24 protein-coding genes and 1 tRNA gene are annotated in these 16315 nt (G+C 59.1%); 7 read left to right on the top strand and 18 right to left on the bottom strand.

Annotation, left to right across the window (positions count from 1 at the left end; genetic code table 11):
* Positions 1–59: 59 nt before the first annotated feature.
* The 5 genes from fliF (at position 60) to ACRARG_RS12805 (ending at position 4680) form a co-directional block, all read left to right on the top strand.
* Complete coding sequence (gene fliF, locus ACRARG_RS12825) at positions 60–1658, top strand: flagellar basal-body MS-ring/collar protein FliF (protein ID WP_432690408.1); 1599 nt, start codon at positions 60–62, stop codon at positions 1656–1658.
* A complete protein-coding gene (locus tag ACRARG_RS12820; protein WP_432690407.1) occupies positions 1658–2254 on the top strand; it encodes a FliH/SctL family protein in 597 nt (198 codons plus the stop codon). Before fliF ends, ACRARG_RS12820 begins: the two co-directional genes overlap by 1 nt.
* Positions 2247–2519: a FliM/FliN family flagellar motor switch protein gene (locus tag ACRARG_RS12815; RefSeq protein ID WP_432690406.1), complete on the top strand. Its 273-nt coding sequence runs from the start codon at positions 2247–2249 to the stop codon at positions 2517–2519. Before ACRARG_RS12820 ends, ACRARG_RS12815 begins: the two co-directional genes overlap by 8 nt.
* Positions 2494–3258, top strand: coding sequence for a flagellar type III secretion system pore protein FliP (gene fliP, locus ACRARG_RS12810; protein WP_432690405.1), 765 nt, complete (start codon positions 2494–2496; stop codon positions 3256–3258). The genes ACRARG_RS12815 and fliP overlap by 26 nt, the downstream gene beginning before the upstream one ends.
* A 315-nt stretch (positions 3259–3573) precedes the next feature.
* Positions 3574–4680 carry a THUMP domain-containing class I SAM-dependent RNA methyltransferase gene (locus tag ACRARG_RS12805; protein ID WP_432690404.1) on the top strand — a complete coding sequence of 369 codons (1107 nt, stop codon included), beginning with the start codon at positions 3574–3576 and terminating at the stop codon, positions 4678–4680.
* Here ACRARG_RS12805 and ACRARG_RS12800 read toward each other — a convergent pair.
* Positions 4659–6221, bottom strand: coding sequence for a gamma-glutamyltransferase (locus ACRARG_RS12800; protein WP_432690403.1), 1563 nt, complete (start codon positions 6219–6221; stop codon positions 4659–4661). The genes ACRARG_RS12805 and ACRARG_RS12800 overlap by 22 nt on opposite strands.
* Positions 6221–7648 (bottom strand): FAD-binding oxidoreductase, encoded by a 1428-nt coding sequence (locus ACRARG_RS12795; protein WP_432690402.1) that lies wholly within the window; start codon positions 7646–7648, stop codon positions 6221–6223. Before ACRARG_RS12795 ends, ACRARG_RS12800 begins: the two co-directional genes overlap by 1 nt.
* Before the next feature lie 139 nt (positions 7649–7787).
* On the opposite strand from ACRARG_RS12795, the gene ACRARG_RS12790 reads away from it, so the two are divergent.
* A tRNA-Met gene (locus ACRARG_RS12790) sits at positions 7788–7864 on the top strand.
* On the opposite strand, the gene ACRARG_RS12785 is transcribed toward ACRARG_RS12790, so the two are convergent.
* From ACRARG_RS12785 to ACRARG_RS12725, 13 genes are all read right to left on the bottom strand, one after another.
* Complete coding sequence (locus ACRARG_RS12785) at positions 7821–9428, bottom strand: recombinase family protein (protein WP_432691366.1); 1608 nt, start codon at positions 9426–9428, stop codon at positions 7821–7823. The two genes, ACRARG_RS12790 and ACRARG_RS12785, sit on opposite strands and share 44 nt — an antisense overlap.
* 124 nt (positions 9429–9552) lie before the next feature.
* Positions 9553–9687, bottom strand: a complete 135-nt coding sequence (locus tag ACRARG_RS12780) for a hypothetical protein (protein WP_432690401.1) — start codon at positions 9685–9687, stop codon at positions 9553–9555.
* 64 nt (positions 9688–9751) lie between these two features.
* Complete coding sequence (locus ACRARG_RS12775) at positions 9752–10033, bottom strand: hypothetical protein (RefSeq protein ID WP_432690400.1); 282 nt, start codon at positions 10031–10033, stop codon at positions 9752–9754.
* 217 nt (positions 10034–10250) lie between these two features.
* Entirely contained in the window at positions 10251–10568 is a 318-nt protein-coding gene (locus ACRARG_RS12770) for a hypothetical protein (protein WP_432690399.1), read from the bottom strand.
* 112 nt (positions 10569–10680) lie between these two features.
* On the bottom strand, positions 10681–11532 hold the full coding sequence (locus tag ACRARG_RS12765) for a ParB N-terminal domain-containing protein (RefSeq protein ID WP_432690398.1): 852 nt from the start codon (positions 11530–11532) through the stop codon (positions 10681–10683).
* Positions 11532–11690: a hypothetical protein gene (locus ACRARG_RS12760; RefSeq protein ID WP_432690397.1), complete on the bottom strand. Its 159-nt coding sequence runs from the start codon at positions 11688–11690 to the stop codon at positions 11532–11534. Before ACRARG_RS12760 ends, ACRARG_RS12765 begins: the two co-directional genes overlap by 1 nt.
* On the bottom strand, positions 11683–11916 hold the full coding sequence (locus ACRARG_RS12755; protein WP_432690396.1) for a hypothetical protein: 234 nt from the start codon (positions 11914–11916) through the stop codon (positions 11683–11685). The genes ACRARG_RS12760 and ACRARG_RS12755 overlap by 8 nt, the downstream gene beginning before the upstream one ends.
* Positions 11916–12260 (bottom strand): DUF2312 domain-containing protein, encoded by a 345-nt coding sequence (locus tag ACRARG_RS12750; protein ID WP_432690395.1) that lies wholly within the window; start codon positions 12258–12260, stop codon positions 11916–11918. Before ACRARG_RS12750 ends, ACRARG_RS12755 begins: the two co-directional genes overlap by 1 nt.
* Positions 12261–12296: 36 nt before the next feature.
* Complete coding sequence (locus ACRARG_RS12745; RefSeq protein WP_432690394.1) at positions 12297–12533, bottom strand: hypothetical protein; 237 nt, start codon at positions 12531–12533, stop codon at positions 12297–12299.
* Complete coding sequence (locus ACRARG_RS12740) at positions 12526–12759, bottom strand: hypothetical protein (RefSeq protein ID WP_432690393.1); 234 nt, start codon at positions 12757–12759, stop codon at positions 12526–12528. The genes ACRARG_RS12745 and ACRARG_RS12740 overlap by 8 nt, the downstream gene beginning before the upstream one ends.
* Complete coding sequence (locus tag ACRARG_RS12735) at positions 12749–13015, bottom strand: hypothetical protein (protein WP_432690392.1); 267 nt, start codon at positions 13013–13015, stop codon at positions 12749–12751. Before ACRARG_RS12735 ends, ACRARG_RS12740 begins: the two co-directional genes overlap by 11 nt.
* Entirely contained in the window at positions 13015–13209 is a 195-nt protein-coding gene (locus ACRARG_RS12730; RefSeq protein ID WP_432690391.1) for a hypothetical protein, read from the bottom strand. Before ACRARG_RS12730 ends, ACRARG_RS12735 begins: the two co-directional genes overlap by 1 nt.
* Complete coding sequence (locus ACRARG_RS12725) at positions 13206–13487, bottom strand: hypothetical protein (RefSeq protein WP_432690390.1); 282 nt, start codon at positions 13485–13487, stop codon at positions 13206–13208. The genes ACRARG_RS12730 and ACRARG_RS12725 overlap by 4 nt, the downstream gene beginning before the upstream one ends.
* A 284-nt stretch (positions 13488–13771) precedes the next feature.
* On the opposite strand from ACRARG_RS12725, the gene ACRARG_RS12720 reads away from it, so the two are divergent.
* Positions 13772–13945 (top strand): hypothetical protein, encoded by a 174-nt coding sequence (locus ACRARG_RS12720; RefSeq protein WP_432690389.1) that lies wholly within the window; start codon positions 13772–13774, stop codon positions 13943–13945.
* Here ACRARG_RS12720 and ACRARG_RS12715 read toward each other — a convergent pair.
* The 3 genes from ACRARG_RS12715 to ACRARG_RS12705 form a co-directional block, all read right to left on the bottom strand.
* A complete protein-coding gene (locus ACRARG_RS12715) occupies positions 13922–14860 on the bottom strand; it encodes a hypothetical protein (protein WP_432690388.1) in 939 nt (312 codons plus the stop codon). The genes ACRARG_RS12720 and ACRARG_RS12715 overlap by 24 nt on opposite strands.
* A gap of 337 nt (positions 14861–15197) precedes the next feature.
* Positions 15198–15404, bottom strand: coding sequence for a hypothetical protein (locus ACRARG_RS12710; protein ID WP_432690387.1), 207 nt, complete (start codon positions 15402–15404; stop codon positions 15198–15200).
* A gap of 145 nt (positions 15405–15549) precedes the next feature.
* Positions 15550–16266, bottom strand: coding sequence for a S24 family peptidase (locus tag ACRARG_RS12705; protein WP_432690386.1), 717 nt, complete (start codon positions 16264–16266; stop codon positions 15550–15552).
* Positions 16267–16315: the final 49 nt, after the last annotated feature.

Raw genomic sequence — 16315 nt, 5'->3', positions numbered from 1 at the left:
TTCTTGTCGCCTCGTTTGGTTGATGCGTTTCAACGATGCCTGTTACTTCGGAGATATATTTGCAAAAGGTCATTGATTCCGTGCGTGATCTTGGTCTTGGCCGGAACCTGTTCGTGGGAGCAGCCGGATTTCTCGTCATGCTCATGTCGATCATTGGTATCGGCCAGATGGCGTTTCAACCGGAACAATCGTTGCTGTATTCCGGGCTTGGGGACGATGTTGCAGGCGAGGTGATCGGAAGCTTGGAACAACTCGGTGTCGCTTATGATGTCAGCGGTGGAAAGATCTACGTTAATGCTGCTGATCGGGATGAGCTGCGGATGACCCTTGCTGGTCAGGGTATCCCGCGCAGCAATACGACAGGGTACGAACTACTTGATTCGCTGAACGGTTTTGGCACCACGTCACAGATGTTCGACGTCGCGTATTGGCGGGCTAAAGAAGGCGAGCTTGCCCGTACAATTTCCTCTATAAAACAGATCCATTCTGCACGAGTGCACATCGCCAGGACTGGTGGCTCCGTGATGTCTCGAAAAGCTGAGCCTAAGGCTTCAGTTTATATTTCGGAAACTTCCTCCCTGAATCGCTCACAAGTTCAAGCCATCAGTTTCCTTGTGGCTTCGGCAGTTTCAGGACTATCTCCTTCCGATGTCGCGGTTGTTGCTTCTAACGGTGAGCTTGTAAGTGGTTTTACAAAACCGGGCTATTTGAATATCGAAACCGACCGCGCTGATAAAATGCGCGATCAAATCACGCGCTTGCTTGAAGCGAGAGTAGGTCTGGGTAACGCTGTGGTTGAGGTGAGTGTCGATACAAATTCGGATACGGAAACCATCGTTGAAAAGAGTTTTGATCCAGACGGTCGCGTCGCGATTTCCACCGATACAGAGGAGGCGTCCGGGAACTCTTCGGACGGAGGAGAGGGCGTTGGTGTTTCTTCCAACCTGCCGAACGGCGACACCGGCACCAACGGCCGCTCGTCGAATCAAACGAATCGCACCCGTGAAAGGGTCAACTATGAGGTCGCTGAAACCGCGCGAGAATTGATCAGGGGACCAGGAGATATTCGGAGGATTTCCGTCGCCGTGTTGGTGAATGGGGAAGAATCACTTGAAAACGATGAACTTGTAATCAAACCCCGTGCGGAGGAAGAGCTGGCAACGCTGCGTGAATTGGTGGCGTCCGCTGTCGGCTTCAATGCTGAACGTGGCGATGAGCTCACTGTAAAGTCGTTGGTTTTCAGTGAGTTTGAGCCGAGAGGCACAATTTCTGATCAGTCTTGGTTTGAATTGTCCTCGTTTGAGCTATTTCACTTGATGAAGATAATTGCGCTTGGCGCTATCGTTCTTCTGGTTGGAATTTTCGTAGTCCGACCTGCGGTGACTCCAAAAATTCAGGAGATCAGCCAACTTTCCCCGCCGTCTCCCGCTGAAACCGACGTGTCGGAGCAGCCATCGGCACAGGATACATCTGACGACGATTTCTCGCTGCCCGGGCTCACTGTTGTTTCCGATTTCGATATTGATGGTGTGCCTGGGTTTGAGGATGGCTCCAACATAGATCCGTTGGATCGGCTTCAAAATCTGATGGTCGAACGAAGTGACGAGACGACAGAAATCCTTAGAGAATGGCTCGAAAGCAGGGAAGGGACGGCTTGATGTCAATTCTCGATATGTTGGAAGATTTTGCCGCTCCTCCTATTTCTGGGGACGGCTCTCACGTTGGTTCGATGGACCTTGAAGAGCTAAAAGCGGAAAATTTTGAGGCTGGATACAAGGCGGGCTGGGCCGATTCTGTCAGCAATATCACTGAAGATAGAAATGTAATTTCCGCCGAACTTTCCAGAAACCTTAACGATCTCAATTTTACCTACCGCGAAGCATACAATGCGATTTTGACGTCCGTCTCGGCGGTTCTGCAGGAATTTTCTGTTCAAATTTTGCCGGAAATCCTGAACAGAAGTATCGGCTATCACGTTCTTGATGAATTATTAAAACTTGCTCAAAAGCACTCAGAACAGTGCGTATTAATTTGTGTGTCTCCTGCTGATTCCTTTGTCGTTCGGCAATTGATCGATGATTTCTCATCAATGAGAGTAGAAGTCGATGAAGATGACACTTTGTCTGAAGGCCAGGTGACGATTTCGTTACGGCAGGAGGAGAGACAGATAGATTTGTCGGGCATCTTGCAGGGCTTCCAAGACGCACTTGCCGCCATTGACGATAGTTGTATGAAAGCATCAGTAAATGGATAATGAATTGGCTTCTTCAAGCCCTTTTTCCTCCGTGCCGATTGAAATAACGATTTCTGTTGGAAAGGCCCGACCTCTTATTCGGGACCTCCTCTCATTGGAAAATGATGCCATACTCCCGCTTGACCGTAAAATTGAAGATCCAGTTGAATTGTATATTGGCGACAGATTAATTGCCCGTGGAGAGCTACATGAATTGCAGGAAGGCAGCGGCGGTCAACTTGCCGTCCGCTTGACGGAAGTTGTCGAACTCAAAGAAGGGTTCTGAATTGCGTTTTGTTCGGACTGCAAGTTTTTCGGCATGTCTTCTTTTTTTCTGGTCAGCTGAACTGCACGCGCAAAGCCTTGCTATTGACCTTGGTGATGGCGCCGGAGCGCTGTCCGAGACTAGCCTTCGTCTTATATTGGGCATAACTGTACTGAGTGTCGCACCCGGCATTCTGATCACCATCACCTGTTTTCCGTTCATCGTGACTGTTCTATCGATTCTACGCCAGGCAATAGGACTTCAGCAGGCACCGCCTAATATGCTGATCGTTTCATTAGCTCTGTTTCTAACCTATTTCGTGATGGAACCTGTCTTCCTGGATGCCTGGGCGGAGGGGGTTGATCCGTATCTGTCGTCAGAACTCGAATTCGATGATGCGGTCATCCGTTCCCTCGCTCCATTCCGTACGTTTTTTCTAACGCGCATGGAAGGTGACACTTTTGTCGCGCTTGCGGACCTCCGCCCGGAAACGCAAGGTGCGACGCTGGATGAAAATGCGCCTTTGTCCCTCCTGATTCCGGGGTTCATGCTGTCTGAGTTATCTCGCGCGTTTCAGGTCGGTTTTCTTATATTTCTCCCTTTTCTTATTATAGATTTAGTTGTGGCGGCGGTGCTTATGTCCATGGGGATGATGATGGTTCCTCCCGCGATTGTATCGCTGCCTTTCAAATTGGCTTTTTTCGTTATCTCTGACGGCTGGGCACTGGTTTCGGGGAGTCTTGTGCAAAGTTATTTTTGATTTTTTCGATGTTTTAGACGTTCCCGGATATGGCAGCAGTTCCAATTGGTCGAAGTTGTCCGAGAAACACTGGTCAATCGCGGCTTCCAGCTTTGCACCGTTCTTACACTAAGCACGTTCGTCCCGACGCGAATGGTGACGCTCTATGGATCGGCGTCTGGAAAACCGGCGTGGCGTTTGATGGACGCTGTACGTGCCGAAGCTGCTTTCGTTTAGACGAGGTTCGGACTAGGTCTGCTCGCGGACTCATACTATGGCCAATCGAGTAAGGCTTTCGATGTGGCCTGTTGTTTGGTCCGGGAAAGGACGACGGGTTTGACCGAGCCACTCACACTATTTCTGGTTTGCGCGCCGGGATTTGAAACAGTGCTTTGCGAAGAAGCCTTATATGCCGGATTCGCCGATGCGAGCGCCGTTCCGGGCGGCGTGGAGGTACGGGGCACCTGGACAGACGTCTGGCGGGCAAATCTGCAGTTGCGCGGAGCGACACGGGTTCTTGCGCGAATTGGTGGCTTTCCGGCCGTCCATCTGGCCCAGCTGGATAAGCGGTCACGCAAATTTCCATGGGGCGATGTACTAAGACCGGACGTGCCTGTGTGGGTGGAGGCCACCTGCAAACGCTCCAAGATCTATCATGATCGGGCCGCAGCGCAGCGCGTTGCCACCGCGATCAACGAAGAGTTTGGCATCCCGATCAGCAAGGATGCCTCTATACGGGTTCTCGTTCGGATTGATGAGAACATCGTTACCTTTTCGCTCGATACGACGGGTGAGTCGCTCCACAAGAGGGGTCACAAGGCTGCCGTGGGAAAGGCCCCGATGCGGGAAACCCTTGCATCGCTGTTTTTGCGGCGCTGCGGCTACACCGGGACGGAGCCTGTTCTTGATCCTATGTGCGGATCCGGCACATTCGTCATCGAAGCTGCGGAAATCGCCTTGGGGCTCGCCCCCGGCCGCAGCCGCAAATTTGCTTTTGAACAGTTCGCAAGTTTTGATGCCGCCGCCTGGGACGACATGAAACGCGCGTCTGCCGGCGCTGGTACGGATTTGCGCTTTGTCGGGTCCGATCGGGACGCTGGTGCCGTGAAGAACTCCCTCGCGAATGCTGAACGTGCCGGTGTGGACGGGGTCACAGAATTCTTGCAACGGCCGGTCAGCGACATAGAGCCGCCAGAAGGATCGCCGGGCCTCGTCATGATCAACCCGCCCTATGGTGCGCGGATCGGCAATCGCAAAATGCTTTTCGCGCTTTATGGATCGATGGGCGACGTGCTGATGCGGCGTTTTCGGGGATGGCGCGTCGGGATTGTCACCGATGACGGCGGGCTTGCCAAAGCCACCGGCCTGCCGTTTCTGAAAACCGAACCGCCCATCGATCACGGGGGTCTGAAGGTCAAACTTTACCGGACGGACGCGCTCTGACTTTCGAGGGCAGTATCCGCCCAGGGCGACATGACTTCGGTGCAGCCGGAATTCACCCCGTTGCGCCGCATCACGCCTGACGGACAGGCCCAGGCAAAGGGGTAGGCTTCGAACGGCCTCGTCTGGACCGAATGGTCCATAGACAGGCGTTCCAGCGTCTCTTCGGACAATGCGGCATTGGCGACCAGAGTATCGCCCGACAGATCGAGGCGCGGGGCGTGAAACGCCTCTTCTATCGTCATGCCGTGGTCGGTCAGATAAGTGGCAAGCTGCGCGACGGCCCCCATGATCTTGCGCCCGCCGGATGCCCCAAGGGCAAAACCTCCTTCGGGCGTAATGGCGATCGCGGGGCAGATATTCATCAGGCAGGGCTTTCCTGCCGCGAGAGAATTCGGCTTACCGGGCTCCGGATCGAACCACATGATCCCGTTGTTCATCGGAATGCCGGTCGATTGCGACAGGGTGCGTGCGCCGAAGATCGACAGCAGCGTCTGGGTCACCGCGACCATATTGCCTTGCCTGTCGACGACAGAGAAATGCGAGGTACAGGACGGGCTGTCATGGGTTTCGCCATCATGGCCCATCGTCGCGATACGGTGGTCATAGGCCGCCTTGAGCGCTGCGGCGATCTGCGGCGTGTCCGGGCGGCCCTGTGGCAACCCATTCATGTAGTGGGCAAAGGTCGGCCCGGCGGTGAGACCGGGCAGCAGATGGTATTGGACGGCCCCCCGCCCTATTGTCAGAGGTTCAAAGAACCTGGCCTTGTAACCAGCCATGTCCTCCAGTGAGAGGCAGCCGCCTTTGCCCCGGATATCGTCCACGACAGACCGGGCCAGCGCGCCCTCGTAAAAATCCCGGGCGCCGGCCTGGGCCAGCCGGCGTAGGCTGTCCGCCATGCCGGACATGTTGAGGCGCTGTTGCCCCGTCGCCGTCCAGGCCGCCATACGGGGCCAAGTCCCGTCTTCAAGGAATATCGCCGCCAGATCCGGGTCCCGGGCGATCAGCCGGGCGGAGGAGGCGGTCAGAAGCGCAGAAAACCAGTCGATCAAGGGCCCTTCGGTCGCCATGTCGATGGCGGGTTGCAGCAGGTCACCCCAGCCCATCGTGGCGAACCGGTCATGCGCTGCGCCCATGCCAGCGACCATGCCCGGAATGGCGACAGCGGTTGCGCCAACCACGTTCCGGTCGTCCTTTACGGCGGGCCATGGAAAGAGGTCAGATACCCGCCCCTGCCCCGTCAGCGGATAATCCGCCGGGTCGAGCGCCGCCGGAGACTCCATCCCGAAGTTCAGCGCATAGGCGCGCTGTTCCTTGGAGCGCCAGATCACCATGGCACCGCCACCGCCGGGCCCGCTCATCCAGGGTTCCACCACTCCAAGCGCAAAGGCCGTTGCGATGGCCGCGTCGATCGCGTCACCGCCCGCCGCCAGAACATCAGCCCCGGTCCGCGAGGCCCGGGCATGCTGAGAGGAGACAACGCCGCCCGCGGTTTCGACAACCGATTTGCGGATGACCTGCGTGTTCGCGAAATTTGTCTGCATCAGACCCTCTTTTCCGGTGGCAGCAGCTTGCCCGGGTTCATAATGCCCAGCGGGTCGAGCGCCTGTTTGATTGCCCGCATCGCGGCCAGCGCACCGGGATCCTTGCGTCGCGACATCGAGGAGAGCTTGACGGTGCCTATCCCGTGTTCTGCGCTGAACGACCCGCGCATGTCAGACACGATATCCTCGACGCGCTCCATGATCCTGTCCTTGCGTGCGGCATCTCCGGAGGTCGGGAAGACGGTGTAATGGATATTCCCGTCGCCCAGATGCGCCACGACCGATGTCGTCGCGCCCGGATCGACGTCCTGCACGGTCTTGTCCGCGCGGGTCAGGAAAGCCTCCACCTGGTCGACGGGCACAGCCACGTCGTTGGTCACGCGATGCGGCCAGAGCCCGGCAATTTCCGAAGCCGCTTCGCGCCGGGCCCACATCTCCTGCCTCTGCGCTTCGTTGCGGGCGACAACCGCGTCGTCGATGCGCCCCTCTTCCAGATATCTGCCCAGCAGGTCCTCCAGATAGGTGACGATGGGAATTTCTCCGGTTTCCTCCGGTGCGCAGTCGCGTGGAGCGAGAGCCCCGATTTCCAACAGGATGTTCACGGGATAGCGGTCGTCAAAGGGCAGACGGTGCGGCGTCCCCTGCCGGTCGCCCAATGTCAGGTAGTCGCCGACATATTTGTCGGGCATATATTCAAAAGCATCGAGCATCCCGCCCGTTGCCTTCTGAACCTCGTTCAGGAGCGGAAGCGCATCGGACAGGCGCTGCATCCCGATCATGGCAGTGGCATAGGCCCCGGGTTTTGGTTTCAACTTGAGCACCGCGGCGGTGATAATACCGAGCGTCCCTTCGGAGCCGATCAGCAGGTGGCGCAGATCATAGCCGGAGTTATTCTTGTGCAGCCCGCTCATCAGGTCGACAATCTCGCCATTGGGCAGGACGGCCTCGATCCCCAGAACCAGATCGCGGGCATTGCCGTAGCGCAGCACATTGGACCCGCCGGCATTTGTCCCCAGAAAACCACCGACACGGGCAGAACCGCGGGCGCCGAACATCAGCGGAAAGATCAGGTCATGGCGGTCGGCGGCCGTATGGATATCCGCGAGGATGACGCCCGCTTCGACCACGGCGACTTGGGCCTCGGGCCGGATCTCGCGGATGGCAGCCATCCGTTCCAGACTGACGACCAGAGCGTTGTCCCCTATGCCGCCGCCGGTCAGGCCGGTGCGCCCGCCCAGCGGGATGACGGGCAGGCGCAGCGCGGCGGCCAGCCGGACAATCTGCGCCACTTCGTCAACCGACCCGGGCCGGACCACGGCGACGGCCGACCCGCTAAGCATCCCGGAAATATCACTGATCCATGGGTCGGTTTCCGCTCCGGTCAGTACGTTCGTTTTTCCGACAATCGCGGCAAGTTGCTCCAACATCACGGGTCCTCCGTCCGGCGGCAGCCGGGCGCGGCGATCATGCGTCTGCACCGGGCGCGAGGCAAGGGCGGGCCCTTCATACTGCCGATATATTTCCCGCTTGACCCGCGCGATCCTCTAGCCTAAACGGCCCCGGTCTGGCGGAGTAGCTCAGTTGGTTAGAGCAGCGGAATCATAATCCGCGTGTCGGGGGTTCAAGTCCCTCCTCCGCTACCACAGGCTCCCCCCATCCGGGGACAAAATCCCCAAGAATTGCTGAGAGCTTGCCCTCGACCACCACCTCAACAGTGCCCGGTTCTGCCGGTGTAATGGTGACCGTCGAGATCAGCTCGCGTAGAATCGAGATGGCCTCTTCGTCCATGTCCGCACGCAGAGCGGAGCCGAGTCGGTCGATGGCTTCGATGTAGCGATCGCTGGCCTTCGGATGGAGAGTGAGCGTCGGCGCTTCCACGTCCAGCTGCGCAAGTGCGGCCTCGGCCTCCTTCGCCGCGACGTTCATACGACGCAGCTGCTCGACAGCCTCCGGGCCATCCGTGACGCCCTGGACATACAGCTCATGTGCCCGGTTCAGGGCCGCACGGGCTTTCACGGCCGTCCGTTCCAGCTGCGCGCGGTCCTTCACGGCCGCCGACCGCACCCGGGCCCGCTCCTCGTGATAGGCCCGAAGATATTCGCGCACATAGACCGGATCGGCCAATTCCGCGCGGAGCCGTTCGAAGATCGCGGCTTCAACGCGATCAAGGCGAACCTGCCGGCTGTTGTCGCAGTCGCCGCTTTCTTTCCGCCGGCTGCACTTGATCCAGACTGAATCGCCGCGCGTCTTCAGGATCGACATTCCCGCACCGCAGCACCCGCACCGCAGCAGGCCTGAGAATGGCCGCTTGGGCTTGTGACCGGCCCTACCCCCGGCCGCAGCGCGGGCATTGCCAGACTTGCGGTTCTGCACGATGGCCCAGAGCGCGGGTGGTACGATCCGCAGGTGTTCGGCTGCTACCTGCCGGCGCTGGTCGTCGTCGGTCACGCGGGACACGCGTCGCCCGGTTTCAGGGTCGCGCACCATCGTCACCCGGTTCCAGACGATCCGGCCGTCATAGAGCGGGTTCAGAAGCATGCCGTGACCCCGCTTGGCATTGCCGTTGATCGTGGATGCGTTCCAGCGGGCGCCTCGGGGCGCGGGAACGCTGTCCTCATTCAGGGCCGCCGCGATCGCGCGGGGAGACTGGCCGGCGGCGTAGGTCTCAAAAATCCGCCGAACAACCTCGGCCTCGTGTGGGACGATCTCCAGCTCTCCGGGCGCCCCCTGTATCGGCTGGTACCCATAGGCCTTGCCGCCGGCATTGCGACCGTCGCTGATCACACCGGCGAGGCCGCGCCGCACCTTCTTCTTGTGCTCGCCCATCCAGATTTGACCTAACAGACCATGCACACCGATCTGGATCGCATCCGCCTCACCGCCGCCGCAGGCTTCCAGCCGTACACCGGAGAACTCCAGCCGCTTGTGGATGCCCGCGAGGTCTTCCTGGTCGCGGCTTAGCCGATCGAGTGCCTCGACGACCACCACGTCAAACATGCCCGCCCGTGCCTCGGCCAGCAGGTCCTGGATGCCGTCCCGGCCGATCAGGCTGGCCGATGTCTTGGCGCGATCGGAGAAGGTTGTGACGACCGTCAGGCCCGCTGCGGCGGCATGTTCACGGCAAAGCGCAATCTGATCGTCGATAGATCGGTCGCGCTGGAGGTCTGTCGAGTATCGCGCGTAGATCGCGGCCCTGCGTCGCTGCATGTCGAATCCCCTGTGTCTGCCGCATTATCCGCCCTCGCCTGCGCCCGTGCCAAGGCCCGGACGAACCGGAGCATGTCCGGGTCCGGTTCTCGTGTCGTGTGGCGATTATGGCGGGGCTGGTGGGTCACTTTGCGGTCGGTTTCGCAACGTTGATGTCGTCTGCTTCGGTTGCAGAAACTTTCCAGGTCACGCCGTGCTTGTCATAAGCCGCATAGCCGGTGTCGGTCTTGTAGACGCCGATGGGGGTTCGGTTCTGCATCGGGTTTCTCTCCGTTGATGTCCATCGCTGCCGCCCGGGTCTCGCCGGGCGGCAGAAAGAGACCTCAGGCGGCAGTCAGTGCGTCGCCATTCCACCAACGCTCGACCTTTTGACCGTCGCCGGAGACGTAGCGAACGAAATACTGCGGGTCGCTGTTCGTGTATTCCACGCGTCCGACAACCTCACCGGATTCCTTTGGAGAGACCTGGACTTTGTCGCCAAGCTGAAACTGGAAGTCTTTCATTCTATCTGTTCCTTTTGCGCCGCTGGTTTTGGCCCTTACGTAGCGGCGGCCGGCGCTACGCAGGGCAAGGGTGCCGCGCCGGGTTGCGGCGCGGTGCTTCATGCCAATTCCCTCAGTAGGTAGAATCCCAACACCCTCACTGCGCCCTCAACCTGAACCGGTATGGATCCACCCAGAAAAAAGCCGCAAATTGGGCACGTGCACTGCACGCCGTTCTCGATTTCATCTGTGGCGCATCTCTGGACCAAAAGAAGGGGTTGTTCGGGACAGGCTGGGCAGTTCAATTCGTCTCTGTTGATTTGGCTTGTTGGGTCGTTCATCAGTTCGCCCTCCCGGCCGCTTCCATCGCGGCCAGCGTGCGCTGGTGGAAGCGCTCAATCTCCTCGGCAATCTGCCCGTAAATCAGGTAGTCGTCGTCGGTGATGTCGCTGCCCTCGTCGACGGCCGTCATCTGCAGCACATGCAGTTCCTGCGCCCCTGCGAAAAAGGCGATGCGCAAGGCCGCGCGTTGATCCTCTGGGCAGCCGGGATAGACTGCGTCGCAGAACACCTTGAAGGCGGTGTCCACCAGCTTGCCGCGGCGGGCCAGCTTTCTGATCTGGGGCCGTGCGAGGGAACGGAACTCTTCAGGGGTCATGCCGCCTTCTCCTCAATCGTGTAATCCTTAAGCCCGAGTGTCCGGGCTGCACGATCGCCCGCTGCCTCGCTCTGCAAAGGCCAAAAACGGCCGGTTTTCAGACAGGTCAGGATCATGCGACCTTCTCCCGCAGCCCCTTATTCACGTGCTTCAGTAAAAGCTCAGCGCCTCTGGGAGCGGTCTGCCCGCCGGTCAGCTTGACCAGCTGGGCCGCTTCCGCTTTGAGGGTCTCGAAATCCGTGTCAGCAAGGATCGGATCGAGCCGTTCAAGGTCGCGTTCGGCATCGATCATCTTGTGCACGACGATCGCCGTCGCCTCGATCGCGAAAGCGGTGAGCAGGTTTGAGACGTCGGGCTGAGCCTCGATCAATGTCTCCAGAGTCGTGAAGACCACGCCGCGCCCAAACCGCTTCTGCATCTTCTCCAGCGTGGCGACCGCCCGGGTTTCCCGCGGGCGCAAGCTCATGCCTGCCGGAACGTCTGTCGAGATGGTCAGCTCATCGAGCGTTTCCGCCACCTGGACGGCATCGGCATCGCCAGCCGCGACGCGGGCCCGGAACTTGTCGATCGACGCGACGGTGGTGCGCACCGTGTTGATGCCGACGAAGTCCATGGCTTGGCGCGCGACTTCGGTCTGCCGGACCACAACTGCCGGCACCGCCTCAACGCCCAGCAAGGCGGCCGCGATAGCGCGATGCTGGCCGTCCACGATGGCCAGTCGGTCACCGGCGGTTTCCGACACGATGAGCGCGCCGAAACGAGCCCATGAGAAGCCCTTCACGATTTTAACGATCCGGGATCGACCGTTGTCCGACACGCGGCGCTGATAGTCCCGGTCGATGGCCAATTGGGAGACCGGAACCATCAGGAGGTCGACGGTGCCGCTGGCCGGTGCAGTCAGCCCCGACCATTGGGAACGGTCGACGACACCGTCGAAGAGGGAAAGATCCAGAGGTTCCAGCATCACCACAAGCTCCCATAGGCAAGGCCCGCCCCGGCGGCGATGAGCGCCACGAGGCTAAAGCCGATCCACCATCCGGGCGGAAACGCGGGATCGCGACCCTCCGTCGAGAACTCGTAATCCTCGACGGGGATGCGGCGGGGGTCGTCTTTGTCAGACATGGAAAAATCTCCCGTCGGGTGAGTAGCATTGGTGCAGCTGATCAAGCGTCAGGTGCTCGTGGCCTTTGTTGATCTCGACCGGCGCCCGGCGGATTTCCGGGCCGTATCCGTCTGCCGTGACGATCCGGAGTTTCCCGGCCACTTTGCGGACCGCAGGTGCGGCGTCGTGGTAGCGGGCGGGCCACCAACGATCATGCTTCCTGTGCTCGACGAAAAAGCAGGGCATCAGCACATCCCGAGAGCCTCTTTGTAGAGGTCGATAACCGCATCCTCCTCGGCGACATCATCGGCATTGCGCTTGCGGATCGCGATGATGCGGCGAAGGCCCACGGTCGAGTAGCCCCGCGCCTTGGCTTCTGCCATGACGGCCTTCTGTTGATCGGCAATCTCTGACTTCTCTTCAGCAAGCTTTTCGAAGCGCTCGATGAACTGCCGCAGCTCACCGGCGGTGACACGGTAGACGTTGTCCCGCACGTCCCGATCGGCATCCGTTTCCTTGAACGCCGGGGTGGGATTGGAGGCCTGCGCATCGGCAAAGGCTTGCGCGGCGGGGCTCAGGTCCTGGGGCATTTTCGTATCCTTTTTCGGCATAGGTCAGGCTCGTTGTCAGGAATGGCCCGGCCAGCCCAGCTTGCGCAGGGTGGCGAGGCCGATGGTTTCGGAGGGCACGCGCAGCTCGATCAGCGGACCGTGGTATTCCGCGCCGCCGTCACCGGCGTCGAAACCGCAGACCCACAACAGGTCGAAGCGCACCGGCTGATTGTTGATCAGCAGCGTGCCCGTCGCGCCGTCGAATTCGGGGGATGCCCCGCACTGGGCGCAAACTTCGGGGGCGTCAGACATCGAGACCTCCTTTGAACAATGAGCTCTGCGTCAGGCGGTCGCCGGGCGTGACAATGTCCACATGCGCCAGCACGCTGAAATTCATCCCCGTCTCGCGCGCCAGTTTCGCGGCATCGTCCCAGGCGGCTTCGAATGTCGAATAACGCGCCCGGGGCTCGGTCTTTGAATGGCGACCGGTCGGCGTGCGACAGATCATCCAGAAGAGATCGCGAGTGTCAGGTTTCATCTGTCTTGGCCTCCGCCGCGACAACCGGTGCCGTCCAGGCATCCACGTCGATGGTGATGCGCAGCCGCCCGCCCGGGTCGCTTCCGACAGACGGCGCGAAGCCGATCTGTTCCAGCCCGCGCTTGAACTGGTTCACCCGGTCCGCCAGCCGGCGCCGGGCCTCGCCCCGCAGCATCAGCAGCCGGGCGTCATCCAGCACATCGTCGATGACCTGCGTCGCGATGGTATCGAGTATGAGGCGTTGCAGGTCAGGCATCACCAGCCCCCGATCAGGCTGCCGGGGGCGATGAAGCTGGCAAGGCGGATCATGTCGATCGCGATCAGGAGGCCGCAGACCGCCAGCAGAGCCAGCGCGCCGCCCACGACTGCGCCGATGGCCATTTCAGCGCCATGCCGGACCCGGCGCCAGAGGGCGGCGCGCTGACGACGACGTTCGAGGATCGTGATCATGCGGCATCGCCCCCGGTCGGGGTGAGACCCCGGGCCCGGATCGCGGCGCGGGTGGTGCCGAGGGCGCGGCCAAGCGCGATGTCGATGACCTCTGCAGGGGTGTAGACGGCGCCTGCCGGAACGGCGGGGCGGTCCAGCCGGTCCAGCCGGTTGCGGGTCACCGGATGGCCCTGCTGGTCCTTCAGACGCAGCCAGGCATCGCAGAGATACCAGGGGAGATGCGCATAGGTGCCGGGGTTGGTGACCGCGGCAATGGCGTCGGGGTGGTAGTGCGGCATGGTGGGTCTCCCATCTGGCCCGCGATCTTCACTGGCGGACGGTAGTCGGACGTCTGGATAGGCAGAATGTGCGCATAATGCGAACATTCGTCAAGCGCAAAATGCGTACGTTTGGGTGGTTTTTGCGCACAAAGTAGAATCACTGTGCTATAGCGAGTTCGTCAGGCTCGGCGTCCGGGCATGAAAAAGCCCGGCGCGAGGCCGGGCGGAGGGGGTATCTGTAAAGTGAAATATTGTCTTCTTATTTTCCTCGCAGGGTGTTGCCGCGGAGGGTAAAAGGCATCATGCGGTCCTACTTCAAACGTTTGCTTAAGGTTTTTCTGGAGCTCATCGCTTTCGCGGTCGGCGTAGCCATCGTGCTGACGATCATCCAGTCTCTCGGGCCAGAGGTTGGTGTGCCAGTCTTCGTTGCCGTTTTGGCGGTCGTCGTGGTTTTAATCCCGTTCTTCCGGAATTAAGCTCGGCTGATTTTCTGGGGGGCGCCAAGAATGAACCCTTTTCACTGAGTAAGCGATGTTCTCCCAGACTCCGTCGACGTACCTCTGAGTTACTTCAACGTTCGCGTCCAGTGTTACACCTTCTGCGAGGGGGACGTTGAGCTCTTGCTTCAAGACTTTCCGTCTAAATTCCGCATCCTCAACTTTCGCGCTAATGTGCTGTTGTCCGGAGACAAATCCCCAGCTGCTTTTGCTGTCCAATTTTAAGACCGGCCTCAGGAGCGTCAGAGGCATTCTGCTTAACACTTTCCTTTCTTTGGCTTGCTCGTCTTCCTTGGAGATGGGCGGGGCGACAGACGAGAACATTGATCGCGGTATTATCAGGTCTGGTGGGCCAGGTGGATCAGAGGGGAGGGCGCTGAAACCTTTGATAGCGTCATCGTCTTCAAGTGTCTGATAAAAGCTACGCTTGGCTCGCTTTAAGTCGTCCTCTTCCTGTAATCTTTTGACTTCAGCCCCGATCGCGCGGACGTCTTCATCGGAGAGTGTGCGAGGGTCGTAACCTATCTGCTCAAGGACCCTTCGCCAGAAGTCTTCTGTGACAATGCCAGTCAGCGGTTGCACCAGCAGGGATACAACAATCACGCTGGCGAGGAATTCTAGATGCGATTTCTTGATGGAACCGATTGCCTTCGTGACGATCCGCAGGCTCCCTGATTCACTGCGGTCGAAGACAATTTCGACATTGCTTAGGGCGTCCGAGCGTGCCAACACTCCTCCTGCGAAGCGGTCGAACTCCATGAAGGCGGATCCGAGCGCCGTCAGGGAGGGGCGGCGGCCAGGAGCGGTTTGGAAGTAAAGCGTCAGGAATGCATCATCATCGAGGTCTTCGGATTTCTCAGAGACGTCAACCAGTCCAGGCAATAGTTTTGACATTTGATAACCGTTTCTGAGTAAGTCCTGTACTTGTCGCGTTCGCGCACATCACCTTGTTCAGAGCCTATTCTCCATCAACATCTTGCGTCACTTCCGGCAGCGGGTATTTCCGAACGCATCCGTCCGACATCTGGACCCGTCAGAGCACCTGGTCGTTCCAAAACCATTAGTGCGACATCTAGCACTTTGGGCTGACACCGATGTCGCGCCCACCCAGAAGACCCCGCCGACAACGCGCACATCGTAGCTCTCGAAGTATTCCTCGTCCGAGAACTGCATCGTGCTGGGATTATCTGATTGAACCAGAGCAAATTCCCCACGTCCTCGATTTTGCTATTTAATCCAATATGGCGGTTCCAATAGTTCCATCTTCAAGGGCGAACTGTACATCAAATGCGCCAAAGCGACCCTTGGGTCTGGTGGCCGATCCTTTACCGCTACGGCCGTCGGAGCAGATGACGGTCAATGGCAGCGACTGGGCGAAGTTGTCGTATCGCCACTTCGTTTCGCAGTTGGTCTGTTGTCCGAGAACATTGAGTGTCATGAATTTCGGCCCACGGGTGTTACTGTTAATGATGCCTTTAGCGGGCGCCCCTCCTAGAGTGGCAGGAATTTCGACAGGCTCTAGCCCAGTGCATGCCGCGAGCAACATTACGGCCGCAAAACTAAGTTTCATTGTGGTGCACTCCCTATGGCTGTTTGGCGCCTACCCAGACTACCCTACCGATCACAGCCACGTCGTCGCTCTCAAAATACTCTTCGTCGGGGAATTGTATCTTGTTAGCGTTGTCGGACCGTATCACGATGCTTTGCCGGCGGGGCCCCCAACTGACGCGCTTAACTTTAAGCGCCTCGCCGATCCGTATTACAAACATGCCGTCGAAATCGATGTCGGTCTTTGTCATATCGACCATCACGATGTCGCCGTGGTTCAGCGTCGGTTGCATGCTGGCGCCGACAACCCCGATGATTGCCAGCTTCCCCGTGGGCGTGCTGGTGATGGAACGGAGGTAGCCGGGTGGAAAAGCGAGCTGGTCGACCACGGCCTCGTAGGCCGATGGGACCATGCCGATGCCGCCCTGCGCCTCGATATCGTAGATGGACACGAGCGCATCACCAATAGGCGCCATTTCCTCCTTGTTTGCTAAGCGATATGGCTGTCCGCTCTCTTTTTCGTCGATGATAACAAGATTGTAGACGTCCTCTCGCGGCACGCCCCGTGATGCTACGACTTCGGCAATTTGGCCGGCAACTTGAGGCGGCAGCGACTTGCTTTTGATGCGCTGTTCATAATGGCTGTATCCGGAGGGGCTCATGTTCAGCAAATCAGCCATGCTGCGGACCGTCAGGCCAGCCCTTTCACGGATACTTTTAACCGCCGCTCGTAACTCTTCCGCGTCCTTCATGTTCGCAAAGTGAGCACAGCTGCCTGAGAGTGTCTGTACGCTTTTTGCG

Origin of the sequence: Pseudooceanicola profundi, assembly GCF_050897955.1 — a bacterium.
Taxonomy (GTDB): domain Bacteria; phylum Pseudomonadota; class Alphaproteobacteria; order Rhodobacterales; family Rhodobacteraceae; genus Pseudooceanicola.
Note: the sequence above shows the minus strand (reverse complement) of the source record. Positions and strands in the feature narration are given on the sequence as shown.